The organism is Actinopolymorpha sp. B17G11 (genome assembly GCF_040196095.1).
Lineage (GTDB): Bacteria > Actinomycetota > Actinomycetes > Propionibacteriales > Actinopolymorphaceae > Thermasporomyces.
On record NZ_JBEFTW010000014.1, the window covers coordinates 134,458 to 156,188 of the forward strand.

A 21,731-nucleotide genomic window follows, 5' to 3' on the forward strand; every position below is an offset into this window, starting at 1 on the left:
GTCAACGCAGCTGACGAGGGAGATCAGGTGGGATAGATGGTGGGCACGCCGCCGAGGTAGCCGGGCCATCCACAACGGTTGAGGTCGGGTGGGGGAGCGGTGTCCTCCGTCAGTAGCTCGTCGACGAGGAAGAGTCGCGATCCGCCGTGCCGGAGCCGCAGGAGGAACGCCAGCGTCCCTGCCAGACCGCCTCCGTAGCCGGCGGAGACGTCCTGGAGCGAGTCGTCCGGGAGCAGGACCCTTCCGTCGCGGCGGCAGTGTCGTACGGCGAGCAGCGGGACCATGTCCTCGGCCCAGACCCGGTAGGTGCCGTCGGCGAGGAAGTCCGCGGCATCGAGGAGGAACTCCCCGTCTCCGGCAAGGCCGTGGCAGGTCCCTGGCCGTGACGTCCAGCGGGCCCGGTGGACGGCGCCGGCGGCGGCTCTCGCGTACTCACCGAATCTCTGCTCGCCCGTCACCATGGCGAGCCTGAGCAGGAACGTCCCGATCCCCGCGGGACCGTCACACCGGTGTGGCCGATCCGACGTGGTGGCATCGAGGTCTCCGCACCACCATGCCGAACCGTCGTCGTCCATCCGCGCTGAGCGGCAGAGCGTGTAGCCGGCCTCACCGGCCAACGTGACGTAGCTGGAGTCGCCGAGCGCAGTACCGACGGCGAGCAGGGCATAGCCGATGCCCGCGATGCCGTGAGTGAGTCCGAGGCGTCCGCTGGGGATCTGCGAGGTCGGCGTGCCGTTGGTGTCGGGTGGGGTGCCTGACCCGACGGGCCAGGTCGGTCCACCAGGTCCCGGCACGGCGGTGTCGCGGAGGGCCGCTGCATAAGTGGCCGCGCGGTCGCAGAAGCGGCTGTCGCCGTCCTGACGCATTCGACCGGCTGGATGGGCGCCTGCCCGCCGCCAACGCCGCTGGCCGGTGAGACGGGCGAGGCGGAGCTGGAGCAACGCAGCGCCTGCCAGCCCGTCGGCAAGTCCCGGGTCGGGCCAACTCGTCGGCAGCGTGAGCGCGATGTGTTCGGCCTGCGCGTGCAGGTGAGGTTCGCCGAGGACCGCTGAAGCGTCCGTGAGGACCCATGCGACTCCTGCGGGGCCGTGGAGGAGACCAGGAGGTTGGGTGTCGGCGGGTGTGCACCGGGCGGACAGCCAGGACGCGGCCTTGCGGGCAGCCGCCTCGACCGCGAGCGGAGCGATGTCGTCGGTCGCGTCCTGGCTGTGCGCACGCAGCAGGACCGCGAGGACGCCCGCCGCTCCGTGTTGGATGCTCGCCGAATCCGTGCGTGCGCTGTGCGGACCAGGCGGCCACAGTGTCTCTTCGTCGGGACACATCGCGGCGGTCAGGTGGTCGAGCCCATCGGCGAGCAGTTCCTCGGCGGGTGGCAGTGCCTGACCGCGAGGCAGGACCCGGTCTCCGGACCCGAGCTCGCCACCAGGCAACCTGCCGGCGAGAAGCCGGTCGAGCTGAGCCAGGTCACCGCGTTCGCTCGGCTGCGCGGACAGCAGGGTCATGATCGCCGGCCGCAGGACCCTGGCCGCGTCGTTGTAGCGCGAGACGAGAGCCAGCCAGTTGGCCAGTCGTTCGCGGACCGGTCGCTGCGCCGGTGCGTCGGCGGCCAGCACCGGATCGTTTCCGGTTGCCAGGTAGAACAGCAGCCCGCCCAGACTGTAGAGATCCTCCGACGGTGCCGCGGGAAGGGGCAGATGGCGGGTAGGCGACTCGGGTGCGGTGTAGCCCGGTGTTCCTCGGTGCAACAGCACCGATCCCCGGTCGGTCGCTCCGGCGAGGTAGCGGAGCATCGGCTCCCCGCCGGGGCTGACAAGGAGCCGGTCGGGATTGAGGTCACGCAGGACGAGTCCGGCCTCGTGCACCGAGGCGAGGAGGAGGCGGAGTCGGCGGGCCATGGTGAGGGCCAGCTCGGCCGGCAGGCCCGCGCCGGCACCTGTGTGCTGGCGTACCCACTGACGCAGGGGCACGCCGGCCATGCGCTCCTGGACACTCACCAGGTCGCCCGCCGCCGCGAAGAGGTCGAGGGGGAGCGGCACCGGGACGCTGCCGTGGACACGAGCGGCGAGCCGTACCTCATGGAGGAGTCGGGCGCGGGCGTCGCGCCCGTGGACGTCGACGTCGGCGTGGGCGCGGGCATGTGTGAGCACGACGGTGGACCTGCCGGCTGTCGGGCGTTCGTTGGTCGCGAGGTACGCACCACCCGTCGGATCGAACCGAAGGGTCCGGTGCACGACGTACCGAGCGCCGAGGCGTTGCCCGATGCCGATGCCGCCGTCGATGGCGCCGTCGAGGCCGTGGTGGCGGGGATCGGTGGACTCGCCCGAACCACCGCAGGCGCCTGTGCCATCGGCGGTGACCGCGACGGCCACCAGGCTGCGTGGCCGGACGGGCCGAGCCCCCGGAATCCGCGGTCCGGCGAGCCCGGCGGTCGTGAGGTGCAGGTCTTCTGCAAGGTCGGCGAACTCCGCGTCGTCGCGGGCGTGGACGGCAAGACATCGGCCGAAGTCGGCCTTGGGACAGTCGGGTTGTCCGAGCCAGCGCACCCGTTCGACCGTCGACGCGAACGAGAAGGGCACCCGCCGTCGGGCGAGGATGGTGATGGCACGCGTGAAGACGGTCCGCACCGACTCAGGCGTCGCGGACACGTACAGCGTCCCACCCGCGGCCCCGCCCCCGTCCTGCGGACCGACCAGGTCGGACGTGTGGTCGGTTGTGCGGTCGACCAGGTGGTCGCTCGGCCGGTCGGCAGGCAGCGCGGAGTGCAACGGGTGACCGGCCCGGATCTGCCAGACGCGTCCTGAGACGCGAACGATCAGCTCCGAGACCAGGTTCGTCAGGTTGTCTCCGCGGAGTCTGACCGGTGGCACTGACCCCACGCCCTCTCGATCTTGCACTTTAGGTGGTCATACGACTACCAAGAGTGCATGATCTCCGCAACCGAAACGGGACAGAATCCCGACTCGATTCGATCACGGCCCGCCGGCCCTCCGGGCCACCTGGCTTCCAGGGTCAGAGGCTGAACCTGTCGGCCCAACTCGCGGCCGCCACGCGTGCGGCCAGCGCACAACCATCGTCGTGGGAGAGCGGCGCCGTCGTGCAGCTCACCAGGAGGTACGCCGGCGCGTCGGGAGGATGAACGAGGGCCACGCTGTGCCGGATCCCGTCGACCCAGCCGTTCTTGTGCGCGACCGGCGTGCCGGGAGGAAGACCGCGTACGACGTCTTCGGTGATCTCCTGGGCGAGCAGCACATCGAGCATCTCCCGGCACCCGGCGGGGGAGACGTGGCCCCACCGCGTCCGTGCCTCCGCGCCGAGGGCCAGCGCTCCCATCAGGCCGGCGAGGTCGCTGGCCGTGACGAGATTGGCGAGGCCGGCCTGCTGGGCCGGCTCGTCCTGGATGCCACGGGTGACCACTGCGTGCCGTGCACCTGCGGCGCGCCAGGCCGCCGCGACCGGCTCGAGGCCGACGCGTTCGAGGGCGAGGTTGGTGGCGAGGTTGCTCGACCTGACGATCATCCGGCGGACAAGCCAGCGCAGCGGTGCGGTCCCGCCGAGGAACCGCCACGGCTCAGGGTCGCTGTCGTAGTCGGCGGTCGACCGGTACGTCGCCCCGCCCCCGGCCGCAGAGACGAACTCGTCGTGAACGGCCACCTCTGCGTCGAGGTCGAGCTCACCTGTCTCCGCCAGCTGGTACGCCGCGATCATGACCGCGACCTTCATCGTGCTGGCGGCGTAGTGGGTGTGATCGGCGTTCAGGGAGTACGCCGGACCCGCGCCAGGGCGACCGCACCAGACCGAAACCGTGCCCGGCACCGCGGTGAGTTCGGCGCCGAGCGCGCAGAGATGAGGCACCCGCGAGGGACTCAAGCTCACCGAGCTGGCCGCTTGGGTGGAGTCCCGGCGGTGAGGTCGAACGCCAACTGCACGGTGGCGAGGGCGGTACGCACGTCGACGCCGAGTTCGCGGGCGGTTGCGGCGTAGGTCTCGGCGGCGGTACGGAGCGGATCGTCGCGGCCCGGTAGGGCCGCGGCGACGACCGTGCCGTGCCGGCGCGCGGTGTGCAGGACCCCTTCGGCCTCGAGCTCCTTGTACGCACGTGCGACCGTGCCAGGCGCCACTCCCAGGTCGGCGGCGAGCTGGCGGATCGGTGGGAGCCGGGTGCCTACTGCCAGGTGCCCCTCGTCGATCTGCGCGAGGATCTGGTCGCGTACCTGCCGCCAGGGCGGCGTTCGGCTTGCGCTGTCGACAGCGATCCTTGCCATGCAACCCCCATGAGATCGGATGCGGCGAAAGTTTCGGTTGGCGGAAATCGGCGTGCGGGTCACCGCGCAGGCGGCCGGCCGTCGGTCGTGGGAGAGGGTAGAGGAGCAAGCTGGCATTGCGACAGGAGGCGTACATGGGTGAGTGGCGGGATCTGCACCAGGACTGGGTGCTCAACGCGGTCGCTTCCGGCGGCACCGGGGGTGAACCGAAGATCCCGGCGGCGCTGGCGTCGGCGACGGTTCCCGCCAGCGTGCCCGGTTGTGTGCACACGGACCTGCTGGCGGCCGGCCTCATCCCTGATCCGTACCTCGACCGGAACGAGCACGAGTTGCGCTGGATCGGTCGGACCGACTGGCGCTATGCGACGACCTTCGACTGGCAGCCGGGCGGCACCGATCGGGTGGACCTGGTCTGCGACGGCCTCGACACGGTGGCCAGGATCGAGCTCAACGGGTCGCCGGTCGCCACGACGCAGAACATGCACCGGTCCTACCGGTTCGATGTCGGGCAGCACCTCCGCCCGGGCGCGAACGAGTTGGTGGTGACGTTCACCTCCGCCCAGGCGTACGCCGAGAACCTCAAGGACCAGCTCGGTGACCTGCCCGGACCCAACTCCGCCACCCCCGAGCCGTTCAACTTCATCCGCAAGATGGCCTGCAACTTCGGTTGGGACTGGGGACCGATCCTCGTCACCGCCGGAATCTGGAAGCCGATCCGGCTGCACTCCTGGCAGACGGCACGACTGGCCAAGGTACGCCCGCTGGTGACGGTCGAGGGCGGCGTGGGCAAGGTGCGGGCGGTCGTCGAGGTGGACCGGGCCGATGTCAATGCACCGTTGACGCTGACCGCTGAGGTGGCCGGGGTGCGGGGGCGGGTTGACGTCGCGCCCGGGGAGACGTCGGCAACAGTCGCGCTCGAAGTCCCCGATCCCCGGCTCTGGTGGCCGCACGGCCACGGCGACCAGCCGCTCTATGACCTCGATGTCGCCCTGGCCGCGGGCGACGGTACGGCGTTGGACAGCTGGTCGCACCGGATCGGCTTTCGTCACGTACGCCTTGACACCACGCCGGACGAGACCGGTTCGGCGTTCACCATCGTCGTGAACGGGGTGCCGATCTTCGCCCGCGGCGCCAACTGGATCCCCGACGACTGCTTCCCCAGCCGGATCGGTCCGGAGCGCTACCGCGCGCGGCTGCAGCAGGCGAAGGACGCCCACATCGACCTGCTGCGGGTCTGGGGCGGCGGGATCTACGAACAGGAGGCGTTCTACGACGCAGCTAACGAGCTCGGCATCCTTGTCTGGCAGGACTTCCTCTTCGCCTGCGCGGCGTACCCGGAGGAGTCGCCGATCGCGGAAGAGGTCGAGGCCGAAGCCCGCGAGAACGTCGCCCGGCTGATGCCGCACCCCAGTCTCGTCCTGTGGAACGGCAACAACGAGAACATCTGGGGTTACTTCGACTGGGGTTGGCAGGCGAGGCTCGACGGCCGGACCTGGGGCAAGGGTTACTACCTCGACGTGCTCGCCCGGGTGGTCGCCGAGACCGACCCGACCCGGCCGTACTGGCCCGGCAGCCCCTACTCCGGTTCGTTCGACATCCATCCGAACGCCGACGACCACGGCTGCACACACATCTGGGACGCCTGGAACCAGAAGGACTACGCGGTCTACCGCGATTACGTGCCGAGGTTCCTGGCGGAGTTCGGCTGGCAGGGCCCGCCGACCTGGGCGACGCTGACAAGGGCCGTGCACGACGAGCCGCTCGCGTCCGACTCGCCAGGGGTGTTGAGCCACCAGAAGGCGACCGACGGCAACGGCAAGCTCGCCCGCGGGCTGGCGCCGCACTTCGACGAGCCGACGACGGTGGCCGACTGGCACTGGGTCACGCAGCTCAACCAGGCGAGGGCGCTGACGTACGGCATCGAGCACTTCCGCTCGCATCGCGGTCGCTGCATGGGCACCGTCATCTGGCAGCTCAACGACTGTTGGCCGGTGACGTCGTGGGCCGCGGTCGACGGTGACGCCCGGCGCAAGCCGTTGTGGTACGCCTTGCGGAAGGTCTATGACCCTCGCCTGGTGACCGTCCAGCCCCGCGACGGCGGACTCGACATCATCGGGATCAACGACGGAGCGGAGGCGTGGAACGCCGAGGTCGTCGTCGAGCGTCGTGCGTTCGGTGGCGAGGTGTACGCGCAGTGGACGGCGAAGCTCGAGGTCGATCCACGAGACACGACAGCGGTCCGCATACCTGCCGACGTCGCGACACCGGTGGATGCGGCGAGTGAGGTGCTGGTCGTCACGGCCGGAGACCGGCGTACGACCTGGTACTTCGCAGAGGACAAGGACCTCGCCTACCCGCAGCCGGAGCTCGACGTTGAGGTGGTCCCGAACCCCAGCGGCACGCAGGTGCGGGTGGCAGCCCGGACCTTCGTCCGTGACCTGGCATTGTTTGCCGACCGGCTCGATCCAGCGGCGAGAGTGGATGACATGCTGGTCACGTTGCTGCCAGGGGAGACGCACGCCTTCCTGATCGAAGGACTGACCCGCCAGGTGACTCGTGAGGAAGTCGCCGGTGCTCCCGTTCTCCGCAGCGCGGGCGACGGACAGGTTCCGGCCGCACAGGCACCCTGAATGCGTCGGACGTCCGGAAGATGCACTGAAAGGTTGTAATCCGACCGGCGGGGCACGTGGGTTCCGACAGTCTGCACCTGGTTTCCGATGAGGCCAGCCGCGCCGAGGTTAAAAAGGGGTCGCGATCCCGTGTCCGATCAGCAGGAGAGCAACGCGGAGCCTGAGCCGGAACGGACTCACCAGCCCGAGGGTGACGGCCCACCACCGACAGTCACGAGCCCACCGCCCATTACCGACTGGGTCGTGTTCGGAATCTCCGCCGCGGTGTCGGTCGCCGTCGTCGCCTGGGGTGTTCGGGGCACCGGCTCACTCGCAAGAGCCGCGAACGCATCGCTGACCTGGCTCGTCGACAACCTCGCGTGGTTCTTCGTCGTGGCGGCGACGGGGTTTGTGGTCTTCTCCGTCTGGCTCGCAGTCAGCCGATACGGGCGGATTCCGCTCGGCCAGGACGGGGAGAAGTCGGAGTTTCGGACGATCTCCTGGGTCGCCATGATGTTCAGTGCGGGCATGGGCATCGGCCTGATGTTCTTCGGGGTCAGTGAGCCGCTGACCCACTTCGTCGAGACTCCACCAGATGCCCGTCCCGGCGCCGGGACCGCGATGGCGACCACGCTGTTCCACTGGACCCTGCACCCGTGGGCGATCTACGCCGTGGTCGGTCTCGCCCTGGCCTACGGCACGTTCCGGAAAGGGCGGCCGCAGCTCATCAGTGCGGCGTTCGCGCCGCTCTTGGGCGAGCGCCGCGCGACGGGGCCGGCGGGACGGGTGATCGACATCCTGGCGATCTTCGCGACGCTGTTCGGCTCGGCCGCCTCGCTCGGCCTCGGCGCTCTCCAGATCGGTGCCGGCCTGGTCGAGCTGGGCTGGCTGGGCACGGCGGGATCGCTCGTCCTCGGCTCTCTGATCGCGGTCCTGACGGTGGCCTTCGTGGCGTCGGCGGTCTCCGGGGTCGCCAAAGGAATCCAGTGGCTGTCCAACACCAACATGGTGCTGGCGATCCTGCTCGCCGTCTTCGTGTTCGTCGTCGGGCCGGTCGCCTTCGTCCTCAACCTGGTACCCGCCGCCGTCGGCGACTACTTCCGCGACTTCGCGGCGATGTCCGCCCGCACCCCGGCCGGTGGGGAGGACGTGACCCGATGGCTGACCACATGGACGATCTTCTACTGGGCGTGGTGGATCTCGTGGGCGCCCTTCGTCGGGACGTTCATCGCGCGGATCAGCCGCGGTCGGAGCATCCGCCAGTTCGTCCTCGGAGTGATCGCGGTCCCCAGTCTGGTGAGCGTGGCGTGGTTCGCGATCTTCGGCGGCGCGGCTATCGACGCCCAACGCGGCGGTCGCGACATTGCCGATGTCGCGGACCCGGAGGGCCAGCTCTTCGCGCTGCTGGGGACGTTCCCGCTGGCCGGCGTGACGAGCACGTTGGTCGTGATCCTGGTGGCGATCTTCTTCGTCTCCGGGGCCGACGCCGCCTCCCTCGTCCTCGGCACGCTCTCCCAGCGCGGCACCCACCGGCCCCAGAGGTGGGCGGTGGTGTTCTGGGGTGTCCTGGTCGGCGCGGTCGCCTTCGTGATGTTGCTGTTGGGAGGCGAGAAGGCTCTCAGCGGGCTGGAGACACTGACGATCCTGGCGGGCGCACCGTTCGCCGTGATCATGGTCGGGTTGTGCGTCGCCCTCGCCCGTGACCTGCGCAACGACCCGATGATCGTGGCCGACAGGCGGTTCCGCCGGCGGCTCCGCCACCAGGTCGCGCGGGAGGCCGGAACCCGGCCGGCGGATGACGCCGACCACCGTCCAACCACCGAGGACGAGTAGCGCCCCGCGGGCCAGCGGCGGTCACGGCTCCACGGTGGGAACGACCTGGATCTTGCGGCCCACGCCGGCCTTGAACTGCTCCAGTGCGGTGGCGTAGTCGGCGAGGGGGAGACGGTCGCTGATCATGACGTCTGGCCGCAGCACACCGCTCGCGAACAGGTCGCCCGCACGTTCGAAGCTGTGCAGCACCGCCATCGACCCGGTGATCGTGATCTCCTGGTTGTAGATCTTGTACGGCTCGATCTCGACCCGTGCGTCGTAGGACGAGACGCCGAACTGCAGGAAGGTCCCGCCACGGTCGACCCGCGCCAACCCGTCCCTGATCGCGGCGGCCACACCGGTGCAGTCGATGACGACCTCCCAGCCGCGCGGATGGCTCGGAGCCAGCTCGTCGGCGCTTGTCGCGGTGGCGGTGCAGCCGAGCTCCCGCGCGGTTTCGAGGCGGGCCGGGTTGATGTCGACGACGCTGACGCTGCCGGCACCCGCACGCTTCGCCAGCTCCATCATCATCAGCCCCATCGTGCCGGCGCCGTAGATGAGGTAGTGGTCGGCGAGAACGCGGGGGAGTACGTCGAAACCGCGAACGGCACACGACAGCGGCTCGATGAGTGCGGCGTCCGCGGTCGCCACCCCCTCGGGGAGCTGGTAGCAGTTTTTCACCGGTGCGACGGCATAGTCCGCGGCGCCGCCCGCTGTCGTCACGCCGATCGCGGCCCAGTTCTCGCACAGGTTGCCTCGGGCGCGGCGGCAGTAGTGGCACTCGCCGCAGTGCAAGGACGGGTTGACAGCTACCTGGTCGCCCGTCGCGACCTCGGTGACGTCCTGCCCGACCGCGACGACCTCGCCGGCGAACTCGTGCCCCGGCACGACCGGCAGCGTGGGTGCGAACTCGCCTTCGAGGATGTGCAGGTCGGTTCCACAGATCCCGCAGCCGGCGACAGCGACGACGACGTCCCGCGGACCTGGCGACGGGTCGGGCACTGACTCGACGCTGACCTTGCCGGGTTCGCTGATGACGGCAGCCTTCACGCTGAACTCCCTTGCTGAGGTATCACTGCTGAGGATGAACCATGGGCTTGATGGTGGTCGGGTCGTTCGCGGTGACGGTGAGCGCGGCCTCGGTGTCGGCGAGCCCGAAGTGGTGCGTGGCCAGCCGGTCGAGGTCCACCTCGCCGGACGTCGCGAGGGCCAGCGCGGTCGGCCAGGTGTTGGCGTACCGGAAGGTGCCCGTGACCTCGATCTCGTACCCCTGGACGTGCGCCAGCGGGAGCGGGATCTCGTCGCCACCCATGCCGACCAGCACCACCCGTCCGGCGCGGCCCACCCGCCGGATCGCCTCGCCGATCGCCGGCGGGAAGCCCGAGCACTCGATCAGGACCTCGGCCTCCACACCCGCGTCGGCGAGCGAGGTCGTGCTCACGTCGATCGGCGTACCACCGAGGGCGCGGGCCATCTCCAGCCGTTGCGGGCGTACGTCGGAGATCACGACCTCGCTGGCACCGAACACCCGCGCGGCCTGCAACGCGACCAGCCCGATCGGTCCGGCGCCGGTGATCAGCACCCGTGTGCCAGGGGCGATCCGGGCCTTGCGGGCGCTCCAGACACCGACCGACAGGGGTTCGAGCAGGGCCGCGGCGTCGTCGGAGAGGGAGTCGGGAACGGCGTAGGCGAACTCCTCGTGCAGCACGACGTACTCGCAGAAGGCGCCGTCGATCGGCGGTGTCGCGAAGAACCGCATGTCCGGGCACAGGTTGTAGCGCCCGGCGCGGCACTGCGCGCAGGTGAAGCAGGGCACTCCCGGCTCCATCGACACCCGCTGCCCGATCTCGTGCCGCCGCGCCTCGGACCCGCGGGCGACCACCACGCCGCCCGCCTCGTGCCCGAGTACCAGGGGCGAACGGACGACGAAGTCCCCGATCCGGCCGTGCTCGTAGTAGTGGATGTCGGAGCCGCAGGTGCCGACGGAGGTGACCTGGATGAGCACCTCCCGCGGTCCCGGCTCCGGCACCGGCTGCTCCTCGAGCACGAGATCCTTCACGTCCCGCAGGACGGCAGCCCGCATCGTGTCCGGTTTACTCACCTGTCACTGCTCCGAGGGTCAGGCCGGTGACGAGCCACCGGCGTACGGCGAGCCCCGCGAGCATCATCGGGACCACCACGAACGTACCGATCGCGCACAACTGTCCCCAGTCGATGCCGGTCTGGGTCACCAGCTGGCTCGCGGCGATCGGCAGCGTCTGGGAGCTGGGCCCGGAGAAGACCAGCGCGAACGCGTAGTCGTTCCACGCGAAGACCAGGCACAGCACGAACGTCGTGACCAGACCCGCCTTGGTGAGCGGCAGCACGACCTGCCAGAACGCCTGCCAGCGCGAGCATCCCGCCACGAGTGCCGACTCCTCCAGCGACGGCGGGATGTCGGCGAAGAACGCACTCATCAACCAGATCGCGAACGGCAGGTCGAACGTGAGATACGCCAGCACCAGGCCCGGGATCGAGTCGATCAGCCCCAGTTGCCGGAAGATCAGGAACAGCGGCAGCACCACGGCGGCGATCGGGGCCATCCGGGTCGAGATGATCCAGAACGACATGTGCTTCTTGCCGCGCATCGCCGTCCGCGCGAGGCCGTAGCCGGCGAGCGCTCCCAGTGCGACGGCCAGCACCGCGGAGAGACCTGCCGCGAGGATGCTGTGCCAGAGATACGGCGTGAGGTCGTTCGCGCCGCTGAACAGGCCCCGATAGTTGTCGAGCGTCGGTACGAAGAACACCTGCGGTGTCGCGGCCGTGACATCGGCGTCGGACTTGAACGACGACGCCAGCATCCAGACCAGCGGCACGAGGGTCCAGACCAGGCCGACCCCGAGCAGTGCCCAGGCGAGGATGCGCGTCCGCCGGGTGCCGCGCTCCAGCGGACTCATCGACGCGTTGGCGGTGGGGGCGGGCGTAGGCGGGCGGAGCCCGCGGGGGGTTGGCGAGGGCACTGCGCTCATCGGGCGAGTCCCTTCTGGTCGAGGAGGCGGACGAAGACCCGGGCGATGAGGATCGAGACGACGAGCATCGCCAACCCGATCGAGGCGGCGTAGCCGAGGTCGAAGAACCGGAACGCGGTCTCATAGAGCCGCACCGGCACAGTCTTCGTAGCGTCGGCCGGGCCACCGTTCGTGGTCACCCAGATGATGTCGAAGTAGCGGATCGCGTCCATCGACCGGATCAGCAGTGCCACGAGGAGGATGCTCGAGATCGACGGCAGGACGATGTATCGCAGCTCCTTCCACCCGCCGGCACCGTCGATCGCGGCCGCCTCGCGCACGGCCAGCGGCACCGACGACAGGCCGGCGAGGGTGATGAGCGCGATGAGCGGCGTCCATTCCCAGACGTCCATGAGGACGACGGCGGTGAATGCCGAGAACGTGCTGCCGAGGATGTCGCCCTGGTAGCCGAGCTGGCGCAGGATCCATGCGTACAGACCGAACGTCGAGTCGGTGAGGAAGCGCCCGAGCAGCCCGACGATGACCGGCGCGACGAACATCGGCAGCAGGAGCAGGCTCAGCAGCAGGTTGCGCCCGCGGAACACCCGCCACAGGCACAGCGCGAGGACGACGCCGCCGACCATCTCCAGGCCGACGGTGAGGACGAAGAAGACGGCGGTACGGATCCAGGCCCAGGCCAGGTCGGCGTCGGTGAAGAAGCGCCCCCAGTTAGCGAAGCCCACCCAGTCCGCGGCGACACCGCCGAGCAGGCGTACGCGGGAGAAGCTCATCCAGACGATGGCGAGGAACGGGATGATCGAGAGAGCCGCCAGCATGACCACGCCGGGCACCATCATGCGACCCTCGAAGGCGAGCCTGCGTCGGGGAGCGGCCCGCCGCCGTGTCGGCGCCGGCTGCGATGTCTTGGCAACGGTCGCGTTCATCTATCCCACCCACCCTCGCGCGACGATCCGATCGAACCGGCTGGCCGTCTCGCGCATCGCCTCGGCCGGCGTCGCGTCACCGACGAGCATGCGGGACAGCTGCGTGTAGATGGCCGTGTCGCATTCGTTCCACATCGGGATCTTCGGGCGCAGGCCGATGTTGGCAGGTCTCCATGCCTGCTGGACGGCACCCGCGGTCAGCATGTTGGGCATGGCCGACGGCCGGCGTTCGGCTCGTACCACGTCCGGCAGCTCATAGACCGACGTGCGGGTCGGCGTGCCGCCGCCCGCCTTGCTCTCCAGGTTCGCGAGCTGGCTGTCCGGTGCGGTGGACCAGAGCAGGAACAGCCAGGCGGCCTTGCGTTCGTTGGGCAGGGTGTTGGCGCTGATGCCGATCCCCGTGCCGCCGTAGTGGTTGGCAGAGCGTGCCGGGCCCTTCGGCAGACGTGCATAGCCAACCTTGCCGGGAAGGGCCTGCTCGTTACTCGCCGCGAACTCGTGCCAGTTGGGGCACATCGCGATCCGTCCGGCCCTGAACGCCGCACCCACACCGTCCCAGTCCCACGTGCGGGACGCCGGGTCGGCGACCGCGAGCAGGTCCGCGTAGAACTCCGCGGCCGCGACCGCCTCCTCGCTGCCGAGCCGGCACGGTCCGGGATCGACCCGGCCGAGCCGCCCCACCGCGTCGCCGTCGTCGAAGTAGTCACCGCCGTACGCCCACAACACGTTGGAGAAGTCGCACATCAACGAGTCGTGCTGCTTCGCCTGGTGCCCGGTGCCGAAGAGCACCTCGTCGGCGTTGTCGTTGAACCACCGGGCGGTCGCGGCGTACTGCGCCCAGGTGCTGTCGTTGCTCGGCGTGGTGTCGAAGCCGAGGTCGTCGGCCATGCGTTCGCCGTACTTGTCGAACAGGTCGGCGCGGTACTGCCAGATCATCGTGGGGCAGTCGTAGGGGAGCGCGAACACCTTGTCCTGGTCGACGAATCGCCCCGCGGCGTCGAGCTGGGTCGGGATGAAGTCGCGGAAGCCGCCCTCCTGCCGGGGCAGGGACGGATCGTCGGCGAGCTCGCGCAGGTCGACGAGCCCCTTCGAATACGGTGCGAGCACCTGGTAGGGGTCGGCGTAGACGATCTGGTACTGCGCCTGGCCGGACGCGAGGTCGAGGGCGACCTTCTGCACCAGCGCGCTGAGCTCGAGGGTGACGATGTTGACCCGGATGCCGGTGAGCTCGGTGAACGGCGCGAGGTCCGCGGCGATCGCGGCGGTCGGTGCGGTGTTCTCGGAGATGAAGTTGAGCGTGGTGCCGGCAAACTGCCGCCACGGGTCGTCGGTCGTACGCCTGGTCACGTCGCGCCGGCTGCCGCAGCCACCGAGCAGCAGCGCCGCGCCCGCGCCGACAGAGCCGGCAAGCACGCTGCGGCGGGTCAGCGGGCGCATGGCGGTCTGGTTCGAGGGAGTCACGGTCGAGTGAGTCATGGGGGAGGCACCCTCCGTGTGGGAGATTTCCAGCCTGGACCCGCACTCAAACCGAAGTCAAGAGATTCGGGCAGATTCGGGTGGGAACAGACATTGGACTGACGTGAGGTTCCGCTTGCGTCCGCGTTCACTTCGCTGTCATGCTCAACGCACACACCACGACCGGGCAGAGCCACAGACGAACGGGCACAACCTCATGTACGCCGAAGAGCGGCAGCTCGAGATCCTGTCCCGCGCACGCGCGGTCGGCCGGGTCGACGTGGCCGGGCTCGCCGGCGCGCTGGACGTGACTCAGGAGACCGTCCGGCGAGACCTCAGCGTGCTCGTGCGTCGCGGCCTGCTGAAGCGGGTGCACGGCGGTGCGATCCCGGTCGAACGCCTGGACTACGAACCCAAGCTCGCCACCCGCCGGGAGCAGTACGCCGAGGAGAAGCTGCGCATCGCCCGGGCCGCGCTGGAGGAACTGCCCGAGGAAGGTGCGGTGCTCTTCGACAGCGGCTCGACGCCCGAAGCACTCGCGCGGCTGATCCCACGTGACCGCGAACTCACCGTCGTCACCAACTCCCTCCCCATCGCGACCCTCCTCGCCGACCGGTCCCACCTCGCCGTCTGGTGCCTCGGCGGCCTCGTTCGCGGACGTACGCACAGCGCCGTCGACGACTGGGCCCGCCGGCAACTCGCCGAGATCTCCGTCGAGGTGGCGTTCCTCGGCACCAACGGGCTCAGCGTGGCCCGCGGGCTCACGACTCCGTTGCCCACCGAGGCGGCCGTCAAGTCGGCGATGGTGCAGGCCGGCAAGCGCCGGATCCTGCTGGCCGATCACTCGAAGGTGGCGCGGGACAGCTTCTGCAAGTTCGCCGGCGTGGAGGACCTCGACGTCATCGTGACCGGCACCGAGGTCGACGACGACGCCGCGGCCGAGTTGGAGTCGTGCGGCCCGAAGGTGGTCCGGGCGTGATCATCACGGTCACACCCAACCCCGCGATCGACCGCACCCTCGAGGTCTCGGCACTCAGGCTGGGCGAGGTCAACCGGTCCGCGAGCCGGCAGGTGGAGCCGAGCGGGAAGGGTGTCAACGTCACCAGGGCCCTCCTGCGTAACGGGATCCGGTCGACGGCCGTACTTCCCCTCGGCGGTCCGGAGGGTAGCCAGCTCGCCGGCCTGCTCGACGACGAGGACGTGCCATACGTCGCCCTGCCGATCACCGGCTCGGTGCGAGTCAACATCTCGGTTCGTAGTCCCGGCGGAATCGTCACGAAGATCAACGAACCCGGTCCCACACTGACGTGGGCCGACGCCGAGACACTTGCCGACGGCGTTTTGGGAGTGGTCGGACGCGGCGACTGGGTGGTCGGGTCCGGAGCGCTGCCTGGTGGCGTGGCGGCCGATTTCTACGCCGAGCTCGTCACCAGAGCCCGGCAGGCAGGCGCCAGGTTCGCGCTCGACTCCAGCGGCGAGGCGCTACGTCGAGGTCTCGAGGCCTGGCCCGACCTGGTGAAGCCCAACCGCGACGAACTCGCCGAACTTGTCGGTACGCCGTTGCGGACGCTCGGCGAGGTGATCGCGGCGGCGGAGACGGTACGGAAACGGGCCGGGGGAGTCGTGCTGGTGAGCCTGGGCACCGATGGTGGCGTCCTGGTCGACGGTGACGGGCCAGTCCTGCATGCCGAACTGCCGGTGGGGACCGTCCGAAGCTCGGTGGGTGCGGGTGACAACTTCCTGGCTGGGTACCTCAGTGCCGCGGCGCAAGCCCGAGTTGACAGGAGGGACAGGGCTGGCAGAGCGGGTGCACTTCGCGAGGCAGTGGCGTGGGGTTCGGTCGCCGTCCGGTCCGAAGGCAGCCTCGGGCGGCGGGTGGGTGACGCCGACCGGAGGAGCGTACGCATGCACACCGCCCCCGATCCTGACCGGAGGCTGTCGTGACCGGACGAAGTGAAGTCATGAACAGGTACAGCACCCCGGTCATGGGACCGACCAAGGAGGTCTCATGACCACGCGGGTCCTGGTGGTCGGTGACCACTTCATCCCGGCCGAGCACTACGTCGATGCCCTGAGCGACGTCGGCATCGACTCCGCGGGCATTCGTACCGTCGACTGGGCCGGCAGCAAGGCCGACCAGCACGCAGCGCAGCAGCAGATGGAACACAAGGGACCGGACGCGGTTCCGGCGCCGGCGGAGGTGCGCGATGCCGTGGGCGACGCACAGGTGCTCGCCCTGCACTTCGCGCCCGTTCCGGCGTCGGTGCTGGACGCCGGCCAGAGCCTGCGAGCTGTCGTCGTCGCCCGCACAGGGCTGGAGAACATCGACATCGATGCGGCGACGGCTCGGGGAGTCGCGGTCGTCCCCGTCCACGGCCGCAACGCCTCCGCCGTCGCCGAACTCGCGATCGGCCTGATGCTGAGCGAAGCACGTGACATCGCCCGTGCTGACGCGTCGGTGAAATCCGGGGGCTGGCGCAAGGACTTCGGTGGTCCCGGCCGCGAGCTCGGTGGCAGCACCGTCGGAATGGTGGGCTTCGGCCACGTCGGGCGCGAGCTCGCCCGGAAGCTTCGTGGCTTCGACGTACGACTGCTGGTCCACGACCCGTTCGTCGACGCCGGCGTCCTCCGCGCCCATGACGCTAGGCAAGCCGGCCTTGACACGGTGTTCCGCGAGTCCGACTTCGTCCACGTCCTGGCCCGGCTCACCTCGCAGACCGAGCGGTTCATCACCGCCGAGCACTTCGCGTCGATGAAGCCCACGGCCTACTTCGTCAACACCTCACGCAGCCGGCTCGTCGACTACGCCGCTCTTCTCCTTGCCTGCAAGGCGAATCGGATCGCCGGCGCGGCCTTGGACGTCTTCGATACCGAACCGCTGCCGGCCGACAGCCCGTGGCGTCGCCTCGACAACGTGACGATCACCACGCACTTCGGCGGCGACACGACCACCACGATCACCCGGTCCGCCCACCTCGTGGCGGAAGCGGTCGCCGAGCTGGACCGCACCGGGCGGATCACCACGGCGGTGAACGCCGCCGCGCTCGGGTGGAGGGTGTGAGCGGTGACTGATTCCGCCCGACCGGACGAGACCCTCCTGCTCGGCGTCGACGCCGGCCAGACCGTCACCAAGGCGTGCGTCTTCGATCGCGAGGGTCAGGAGCGGGGTTCGGGCAGCGCCCGCGTCGAGGTCGCCAGTCCACACCCGCACTGGGTCGAACGCGACATGGACGAGGTCTGGCAGGCGACCGCCGCGGCGATCCGCGCCGCCCTCGACGACGCACGCACACCGGGTGACCGCATTGCAGCGGTCGGCATCGTCGGCCACAACGACGGTCTCTACCTCGTCGACGATGCCGGCCACCCCGTGCGTGCCGCGGTCACCGCGATGGACACCCGTGCGCACGACGTGCTCGACACATGGCGTACGACGCCCATGTGGGCACGGGTCCTCGACGTGACCGGCCAGGTGCCGTTCGCGGGTTCTCCCTCGACCCTGTTGGCGTGGTTCGCACGGCACGCCCCGGAGACCCTCGACCGCACCCGGTGGGTGCTGTTCTGCAAGGACTGGTTGCGGTTCCGGCTCACCAGCGCGATCGCGACCGACCCGAGTGAGGCCAGCGCGGCCTTCACCTCCGTGCGGACGCAGGACTACGCCGACGAGGCACTCAACCTCTACGGCCTGACGATGGTGGCGGGCAAGCTGCCGCCGCTTCGTCCGAGCCAGGCGATCGCCGGGGAGGTCAGCGCCGACGCAGCGACAGCGACCGGCCTGGCCGCGGGCACGCCGGTCGTCACCGGTGCCCATGACGTCGACGGCAGTGCGGTCGGCACGGGCGCGGTCCGGCCGGGCATGCTCAGCCTGGCCGCCGGCACGTTCAGCATCAACCAGGTCGTAAGTGCCGACGTCGCCCTCGACGAACGCTGGCAGGCGCGCAGCTTCGTCCAACCTGGGCGCTGGCTCAACATGTCGACGTCAGCGTCGTCGGCGACGAACCTCGACTGGTGGCGAGCAAGTTTCGGACTGCCTGCGGACGAGTCGGCGTACTCCCTGCTCGAGCGCGAGGCCGCGGGGGCGCTCGATGGTCCGAGCACGCTGCTGTACCACCCGTTCCTGTACGGCTCTCCGTACGGCGAGACGGCGAGCGCCGGGCTGCTCGGTCTGCGGGGGTGGCATCGCCGAGCCGACGTCGTACGCGCAGTGCTGGAAGGAGTCGTGCTCGGGCATCGGGTGCATGTCGACGCCCTGCGCGAGGGGTTCGCCCTGTCCGGACCGGTTCGGCTCACCGGTGGCGCAGCCCGCAGTGGCGTCTGGTCGCAGATGTTCGCCGATGCCCTCGACGTCGAGATCGAGGTGCCCGACTGCGCCGAGACCGGTGCCCTCGGTGCCGCCCTTCTTGCCGGTCTCGGAATCGGTGTGTATTCCGACCTGGACGAGGCGGCGAACACCGGCAGAATTGCACGCCGCTATCACCCGGTCGCAGCGCGTACGGCGGTGTTGAATGACGCGTACGGTCGCTTTGTCGCAGCCGCATCAAGCCTCGGCGAGATCTGGCGCGGGCTCGGCTGACGAGGCGGCGAAATTCGCCGGCGTGGCCGCGTCCGTGGGCGGCGCTAGCATGCGGGTATGTCCGTCCTCCAGCAGAATCCCCAGCAGAACTCAGCACGCGACTCCCGGTTCCTCGAGCTGCTGCAGGCCCAGATCCGCCACGAGTTCAACGCCCACCAGCAATACATCGCTGTGGCGGTGTGGTTCGACGCCGAAGATCTTCCTCGGCTCGCCGCGTACTTCTATCGGCAGGCGTTGGAGGAGCGAAACCACGCAATGATGATTGTGCGGTACCTCCTCGACCAAGGCGTCAAAGTCGTCATTCCAGGCGTTGATCCCGTACGCAACGACTTCACCAGCGCACGCGACCTGGTGGCCCTCGCACTCGCCCAGGAAAAGGAAGTCACCGACCAGTTCGTCGCGCTCGCGAAGGCGGCGCGTGCGGAAGATGACTACATCGGCGAGCAGTTCCTGCAGTGGTTCCTGCACGAGCAGGTCGAGGAGGTCTCGTCCATGTCCACGCTGCTGACGGTGATGGACCGGGCCGGCGACACGTTGTTCCACGTCGAGGAGTTCCTGGCCCGCGAGACGGTGGGCGACAGCGGTACGCCCAGTGCCGCTCCGGCGGCGGCTGGTGGCGCCCTCTGACGCGTTCGAGATCCGGCTGCCTCAAGGGCGGTCGGTAGGCCCGTCAAGTGCCGCTGCGATGGTCCGGGCGAATACCTCCGGGTTGTCGTAGGTCATGACATGTCCCGAACCCTGCACGACGTGAACCGCCACGCCTGAGTCCGCGAGGCCTTCCAGGTCGACGTCCTCGGAACGCTCGCCGACGAGGATCGCGCGCGGCATCGAGGCGGACGCGAGCATGTCGCGGAACGTCGGTGTGCGCTCGGCCAACAGCGAGACCGCGGTCCGGTACATCGCGGCCGGCGACCAGCGACCCGTCGTCGCATGGAACACCGAGGTGACGGCGGCATCCTCCTCCCTCGCGAGGACGGCACGAAGAGCGCTGTATCCGCGCGTGACGAACGCGTCCTCGGACTGGTCGGCGACGTGCCTGCTCAACGTGCCAACGCCCGGGTCGAGGTTGGGTTCGGCGACCACGAGCCGGGCGACCAGGTCCGGCCGGCGATCGGCCAGGGCGATCGCCACCGAGCCACCGAGGCTGTGCCCGATGATGTGGCATCCACGCAGGTGCGCTGCGTCCAGCATCGCGGCGACCACGTCCGCGTGCTCCTCGATCGTGTAGCCGAAGGACGCCGGGGCGGGGTCACTCCAGCCCGTGCCGGCGAGGTCCACCAGCAACGACCGCCGCCCGCGTAGCGGGGGACGGGCGACGATCTCCGGGAAGTCCACAGTCGAAGCCGAACCCAGCCCGGCGAGGTAGACGCACACCGGTTCGGGCGTCGGCTTGTCCGGGCCGCCCGGCAGGTCGAGATAGCGGATCCAACAGGCGTATGCAGGAAGGCGGAAGGCGTGCACGCCCTCAGCATGCCAACGACCGCGACCACACCTGCGACGGCGTCAGCGGGCGTGGCGGCCGAACGCCCCGAGGAGGGCGGCCGAGAGCAGCAACCCGCCTGCGAGGACGCGGAGGATGACCTCGATCGATGCCGAGGGCGCGTGGCCAGCCGACTGGAGTGCCTCCAGCGTGGTCGCTGTCGCGGCCAGCCCGATGCCGGCGATGACGATGAGCACGGTCTGCGTGACGCCTGCGGCTTCGCCGCTGCGTCCGGGTCGCACCACCCGCTGGGTGCCGATGTTCGCGAACGACCAGCCGAGCCCGAAGCCCAGCCCACACAGGCAGAAGACCGGGACGTACGCACCCCAGGCCCGGCTGAAGGTCAGGGCGAGCAGGCTCAGCCCGCCGATGCTGTTGGCGATCGTCATCACGACCCGGGCCGAGTAGCGTACGCCGAGCCAGCCGGCGAGCGGCCCCGCGAAACCCGTGGCGACCGACAGGCCGAGGAAGACGAGGCCGGCCGTGAGCGGGCCGAGGCCGCGGACGTCCTGCAGGTACAGGGTGGCGAGGAAGACGGTTCCGGCGTAGGCGACGTTTGCCATCGTCCCGACGGCGGTGACGAGAACGAAGGCGATGTTGCGGAACAGGCCCATGTCTATCAGTGGCAGGCGGACGTGCCCCTCCACCAGAGGGAAGGACACGAGCAGCGCCAGCCCGGCGAGACCAGTCGCCCAGACAAGGGGTGAGGCAAGCCCGGAGGTCGGCATCCGGTCGACGGCATAGGTGACCAGCGCGACCCCGGCGCTGAGAACGATCGCGCCGACGAGGTCGAGTCGACGCGGCATCGACTCGTCGCGTGACTCACGGGTCGCCGCGAGAGTGACGACAGCGGCCGCCACCACGAAGGGCACCAGGAACCAGAAGATCCATCGCCATCCGGGTCCGGCGGTCAGGAGGCCGCCGACGAACGGGCCCAGCGCGGTCCCGACGGCGGCGAGCCCGAACACCTGGCCGATTGCCCGGCCACGGGACTGCTCCGGAAAGCTGCTCGACAACACCGAGACCGTCATCGGGAAGATGAGAGCGGCCCCGATGCCCTGCAGAATGCGGAACGCGATCAGGAGCCCGGCCGTCGGTGCCAGCGCGCAGAGTACGGCCGCCGCGCCGAAGACGCCGAGGCCGACAACGAGGACGAGGCGCCGCCCGAAGATGTCACCGAGCCGCCCACCGAGAACGAGGAAGGCACCGAGCGCGAGCATGTAGCCGCTGAGCGCCCACTGCAGGTCGGTCGTCGTCACCCGCAGGTCGCTGGCCATCCGCGGCAGGGCGAGGGTGAGTGCGAAGAAGTCCAGCTGGACGCAGAACATCGCCAGCGCTGCCGCGGCGAGCACTCCGCGCAACCGGCGGCTCTCGGCGCGATCCGGCGTAGGAGCCGACGACGCCGGACCCATGGTGACTTCCCCCCGTACTGCCACGTCCCGCCGTGGGCAGGCACTCCCCGCGTTCTGGTTCCAGGCAACCCTAAGCCTCGATCCGTGGGCCCGGTGATGTGATGATCTTTGTTGTGGAGTTGGCGGTGGCTGGCTTTCACCGGGTAGGGCGTGGCTGCTGGTCTGTCCAGCTTTTCCACTTGGTTGTTCGGTCGGGCCGG

17 protein-coding genes are annotated in these 21,731 nt (G+C 69.6%); 7 read left to right on the top strand and 10 right to left on the bottom strand.

The annotated features are described in order from the left end of the window. Positions 1–23 precede the first annotated feature (23 nt). From ABN028_RS16650 to ABN028_RS16660, 3 genes are all read right to left on the bottom strand, one after another. A complete protein-coding gene (locus tag ABN028_RS16650) occupies positions 24–2,867 on the bottom strand; it encodes a protein kinase/lanthionine synthetase C family protein (protein ID WP_349697204.1) in 2,844 nt (947 codons plus the stop codon). Between the two features lie 142 nt (positions 2,868–3,009). Next, positions 3,010–3,852 (bottom strand): serine hydrolase, encoded by an 843-nt coding sequence (locus tag ABN028_RS16655; RefSeq protein ID WP_349328635.1) that lies wholly within the window; start codon positions 3,850–3,852, stop codon positions 3,010–3,012. Between the two features lie 17 nt (positions 3,853–3,869). Then, a complete protein-coding gene (locus ABN028_RS16660) occupies positions 3,870–4,262 on the bottom strand; it encodes a GntR family transcriptional regulator (protein WP_349697205.1) in 393 nt (130 codons plus the stop codon). Positions 4,263–4,396: 134 nt separating this feature from the next. Here ABN028_RS16660 and ABN028_RS16665 point away from each other — a divergent pair, with 134 nt between their 5' ends. Together ABN028_RS16665 and ABN028_RS16670 are read left to right on the top strand one after the other, a co-directional pair. Then, a complete protein-coding gene (locus ABN028_RS16665) occupies positions 4,397–6,892 on the top strand; it encodes a glycoside hydrolase family 2 protein (RefSeq protein ID WP_349697206.1) in 2,496 nt (831 codons plus the stop codon). A gap of 129 nt (positions 6,893–7,021) precedes the next feature. Then, positions 7,022–8,704 (top strand): BCCT family transporter, encoded by a 1,683-nt coding sequence (locus tag ABN028_RS16670; RefSeq protein WP_349697207.1) that lies wholly within the window; start codon positions 7,022–7,024, stop codon positions 8,702–8,704. 21 nt (positions 8,705–8,725) lie between these two features. Here ABN028_RS16670 and ABN028_RS16675 read toward each other — a convergent pair whose 3' ends face one another. Genes ABN028_RS16675 through ABN028_RS16695 form a run of 5 tightly spaced genes read right to left on the bottom strand, consistent with a single transcriptional unit; the run spans position 8,726 to position 14,090 of the window. Then, positions 8,726–9,733, bottom strand: coding sequence for a zinc-dependent alcohol dehydrogenase family protein (locus ABN028_RS16675; RefSeq protein ID WP_349697208.1), 1,008 nt, complete (start codon positions 9,731–9,733; stop codon positions 8,726–8,728). A gap of 22 nt (positions 9,734–9,755) precedes the next feature. After that, on the bottom strand, positions 9,756–10,784 hold the full coding sequence (locus ABN028_RS16680; RefSeq protein WP_349328630.1) for an NAD(P)-dependent alcohol dehydrogenase: 1,029 nt from the start codon (positions 10,782–10,784) through the stop codon (positions 9,756–9,758). Then, a complete protein-coding gene (locus ABN028_RS16685; protein WP_349328629.1) occupies positions 10,777–11,691 on the bottom strand; it encodes a carbohydrate ABC transporter permease in 915 nt (304 codons plus the stop codon). Before ABN028_RS16685 ends, ABN028_RS16680 begins: the two co-directional genes overlap by 8 nt. Further along, the gene (locus ABN028_RS16690) at positions 11,688–12,614 is read right to left on the bottom strand and encodes a carbohydrate ABC transporter permease (RefSeq protein WP_349328628.1); all 927 of its coding nucleotides are present in this window, start codon (positions 12,612–12,614) and stop codon (positions 11,688–11,690) included. The genes ABN028_RS16685 and ABN028_RS16690 overlap by 4 nt, the downstream gene beginning before the upstream one ends. Next, positions 12,615–14,090 carry an ABC transporter substrate-binding protein gene (locus ABN028_RS16695; protein WP_349697209.1) on the bottom strand — a complete coding sequence of 492 codons (1,476 nt, stop codon included), beginning with the start codon at positions 14,088–14,090 and terminating at the stop codon, positions 12,615–12,617. It abuts the gene before it with no gap. 196 nt (positions 14,091–14,286) lie between these two features. Here ABN028_RS16695 and ABN028_RS16700 point away from each other — a divergent pair, with 196 nt between their 5' ends. From ABN028_RS16700 to ABN028_RS16720, 5 genes are all read left to right on the top strand, one after another. Next, positions 14,287–15,048, top strand: coding sequence for a DeoR/GlpR family DNA-binding transcription regulator (locus ABN028_RS16700; protein ID WP_349328626.1), 762 nt, complete (start codon positions 14,287–14,289; stop codon positions 15,046–15,048). After that, a complete protein-coding gene (locus ABN028_RS16705) occupies positions 15,045–16,013 on the top strand; it encodes a 1-phosphofructokinase family hexose kinase (protein WP_349328624.1) in 969 nt (322 codons plus the stop codon). The genes ABN028_RS16700 and ABN028_RS16705 overlap by 4 nt, the downstream gene beginning before the upstream one ends. Positions 16,014–16,077: 64 nt before the next feature. After that, entirely contained in the window at positions 16,078–17,130 is a 1,053-nt protein-coding gene (locus ABN028_RS16710; protein ID WP_349697210.1) for an NAD(P)-dependent oxidoreductase, read from the top strand. Between the two features lie 3 nt (positions 17,131–17,133). Then, complete coding sequence (locus ABN028_RS16715; protein ID WP_349697211.1) at positions 17,134–18,639, top strand: FGGY-family carbohydrate kinase; 1,506 nt, start codon at positions 17,134–17,136, stop codon at positions 18,637–18,639. A gap of 57 nt (positions 18,640–18,696) precedes the next feature. After that, the gene (locus tag ABN028_RS16720; protein WP_349328621.1) at positions 18,697–19,266 is read left to right on the top strand and encodes a ferritin; all 570 of its coding nucleotides are present in this window, start codon (positions 18,697–18,699) and stop codon (positions 19,264–19,266) included. Between the two features lie 21 nt (positions 19,267–19,287). On the opposite strand, the gene ABN028_RS16725 is transcribed toward ABN028_RS16720, so the two are convergent. Beyond that, the gene (locus ABN028_RS16725) at positions 19,288–20,100 is read right to left on the bottom strand and encodes an alpha/beta fold hydrolase (protein ID WP_349328620.1); all 813 of its coding nucleotides are present in this window, start codon (positions 20,098–20,100) and stop codon (positions 19,288–19,290) included. 42 nt (positions 20,101–20,142) lie between these two features. Next, positions 20,143–21,531, bottom strand: a complete 1,389-nt coding sequence (locus ABN028_RS16730) for an MFS transporter (RefSeq protein WP_349697212.1) — start codon at positions 21,529–21,531, stop codon at positions 20,143–20,145. Positions 21,532–21,731: the final 200 nt, after the last annotated feature.

What these genes read in the sequence shown, in the direction of transcription:
- ABN028_RS16660 (WP_349697205.1), bottom strand. Translation starts at nt 4,262, where the DNA reads ATGGCAAGGATCGCTGTCGACAGCGCAAGCCGAACGCCGCCCTGGCGG.
- ABN028_RS16665 (WP_349697206.1), top strand. Translation starts at nt 4,397, where the DNA reads ATGGGTGAGTGGCGGGATCTGCACCAGGACTGGGTGCTCAACGCGGTC.
- ABN028_RS16685 (WP_349328629.1), bottom strand. Translation starts at nt 11,691, where the DNA reads ATGAGCGCAGTGCCCTCGCCAACCCCCCGCGGGCTCCGCCCGCCTACG.
- ABN028_RS16690 (WP_349328628.1), bottom strand. Translation starts at nt 12,614, where the DNA reads ATGAACGCGACCGTTGCCAAGACATCGCAGCCGGCGCCGACACGGCGG.
- ABN028_RS16695 (WP_349697209.1), bottom strand. Translation starts at nt 14,090, where the DNA reads ATGACTCACTCGACCGTGACTCCCTCGAACCAGACCGCCATGCGCCCG.
- ABN028_RS16700 (WP_349328626.1), top strand. Translation starts at nt 14,287, where the DNA reads ATGTACGCCGAAGAGCGGCAGCTCGAGATCCTGTCCCGCGCACGCGCG.
- ABN028_RS16710 (WP_349697210.1), top strand. Translation starts at nt 16,078, where the DNA reads ATGACCACGCGGGTCCTGGTGGTCGGTGACCACTTCATCCCGGCCGAG.
- ABN028_RS16720 (WP_349328621.1), top strand. Translation starts at nt 18,697, where the DNA reads ATGTCCGTCCTCCAGCAGAATCCCCAGCAGAACTCAGCACGCGACTCC.
- ABN028_RS16730 (WP_349697212.1), bottom strand. Translation starts at nt 21,531, where the DNA reads ATGGGTCCGGCGTCGTCGGCTCCTACGCCGGATCGCGCCGAGAGCCGC.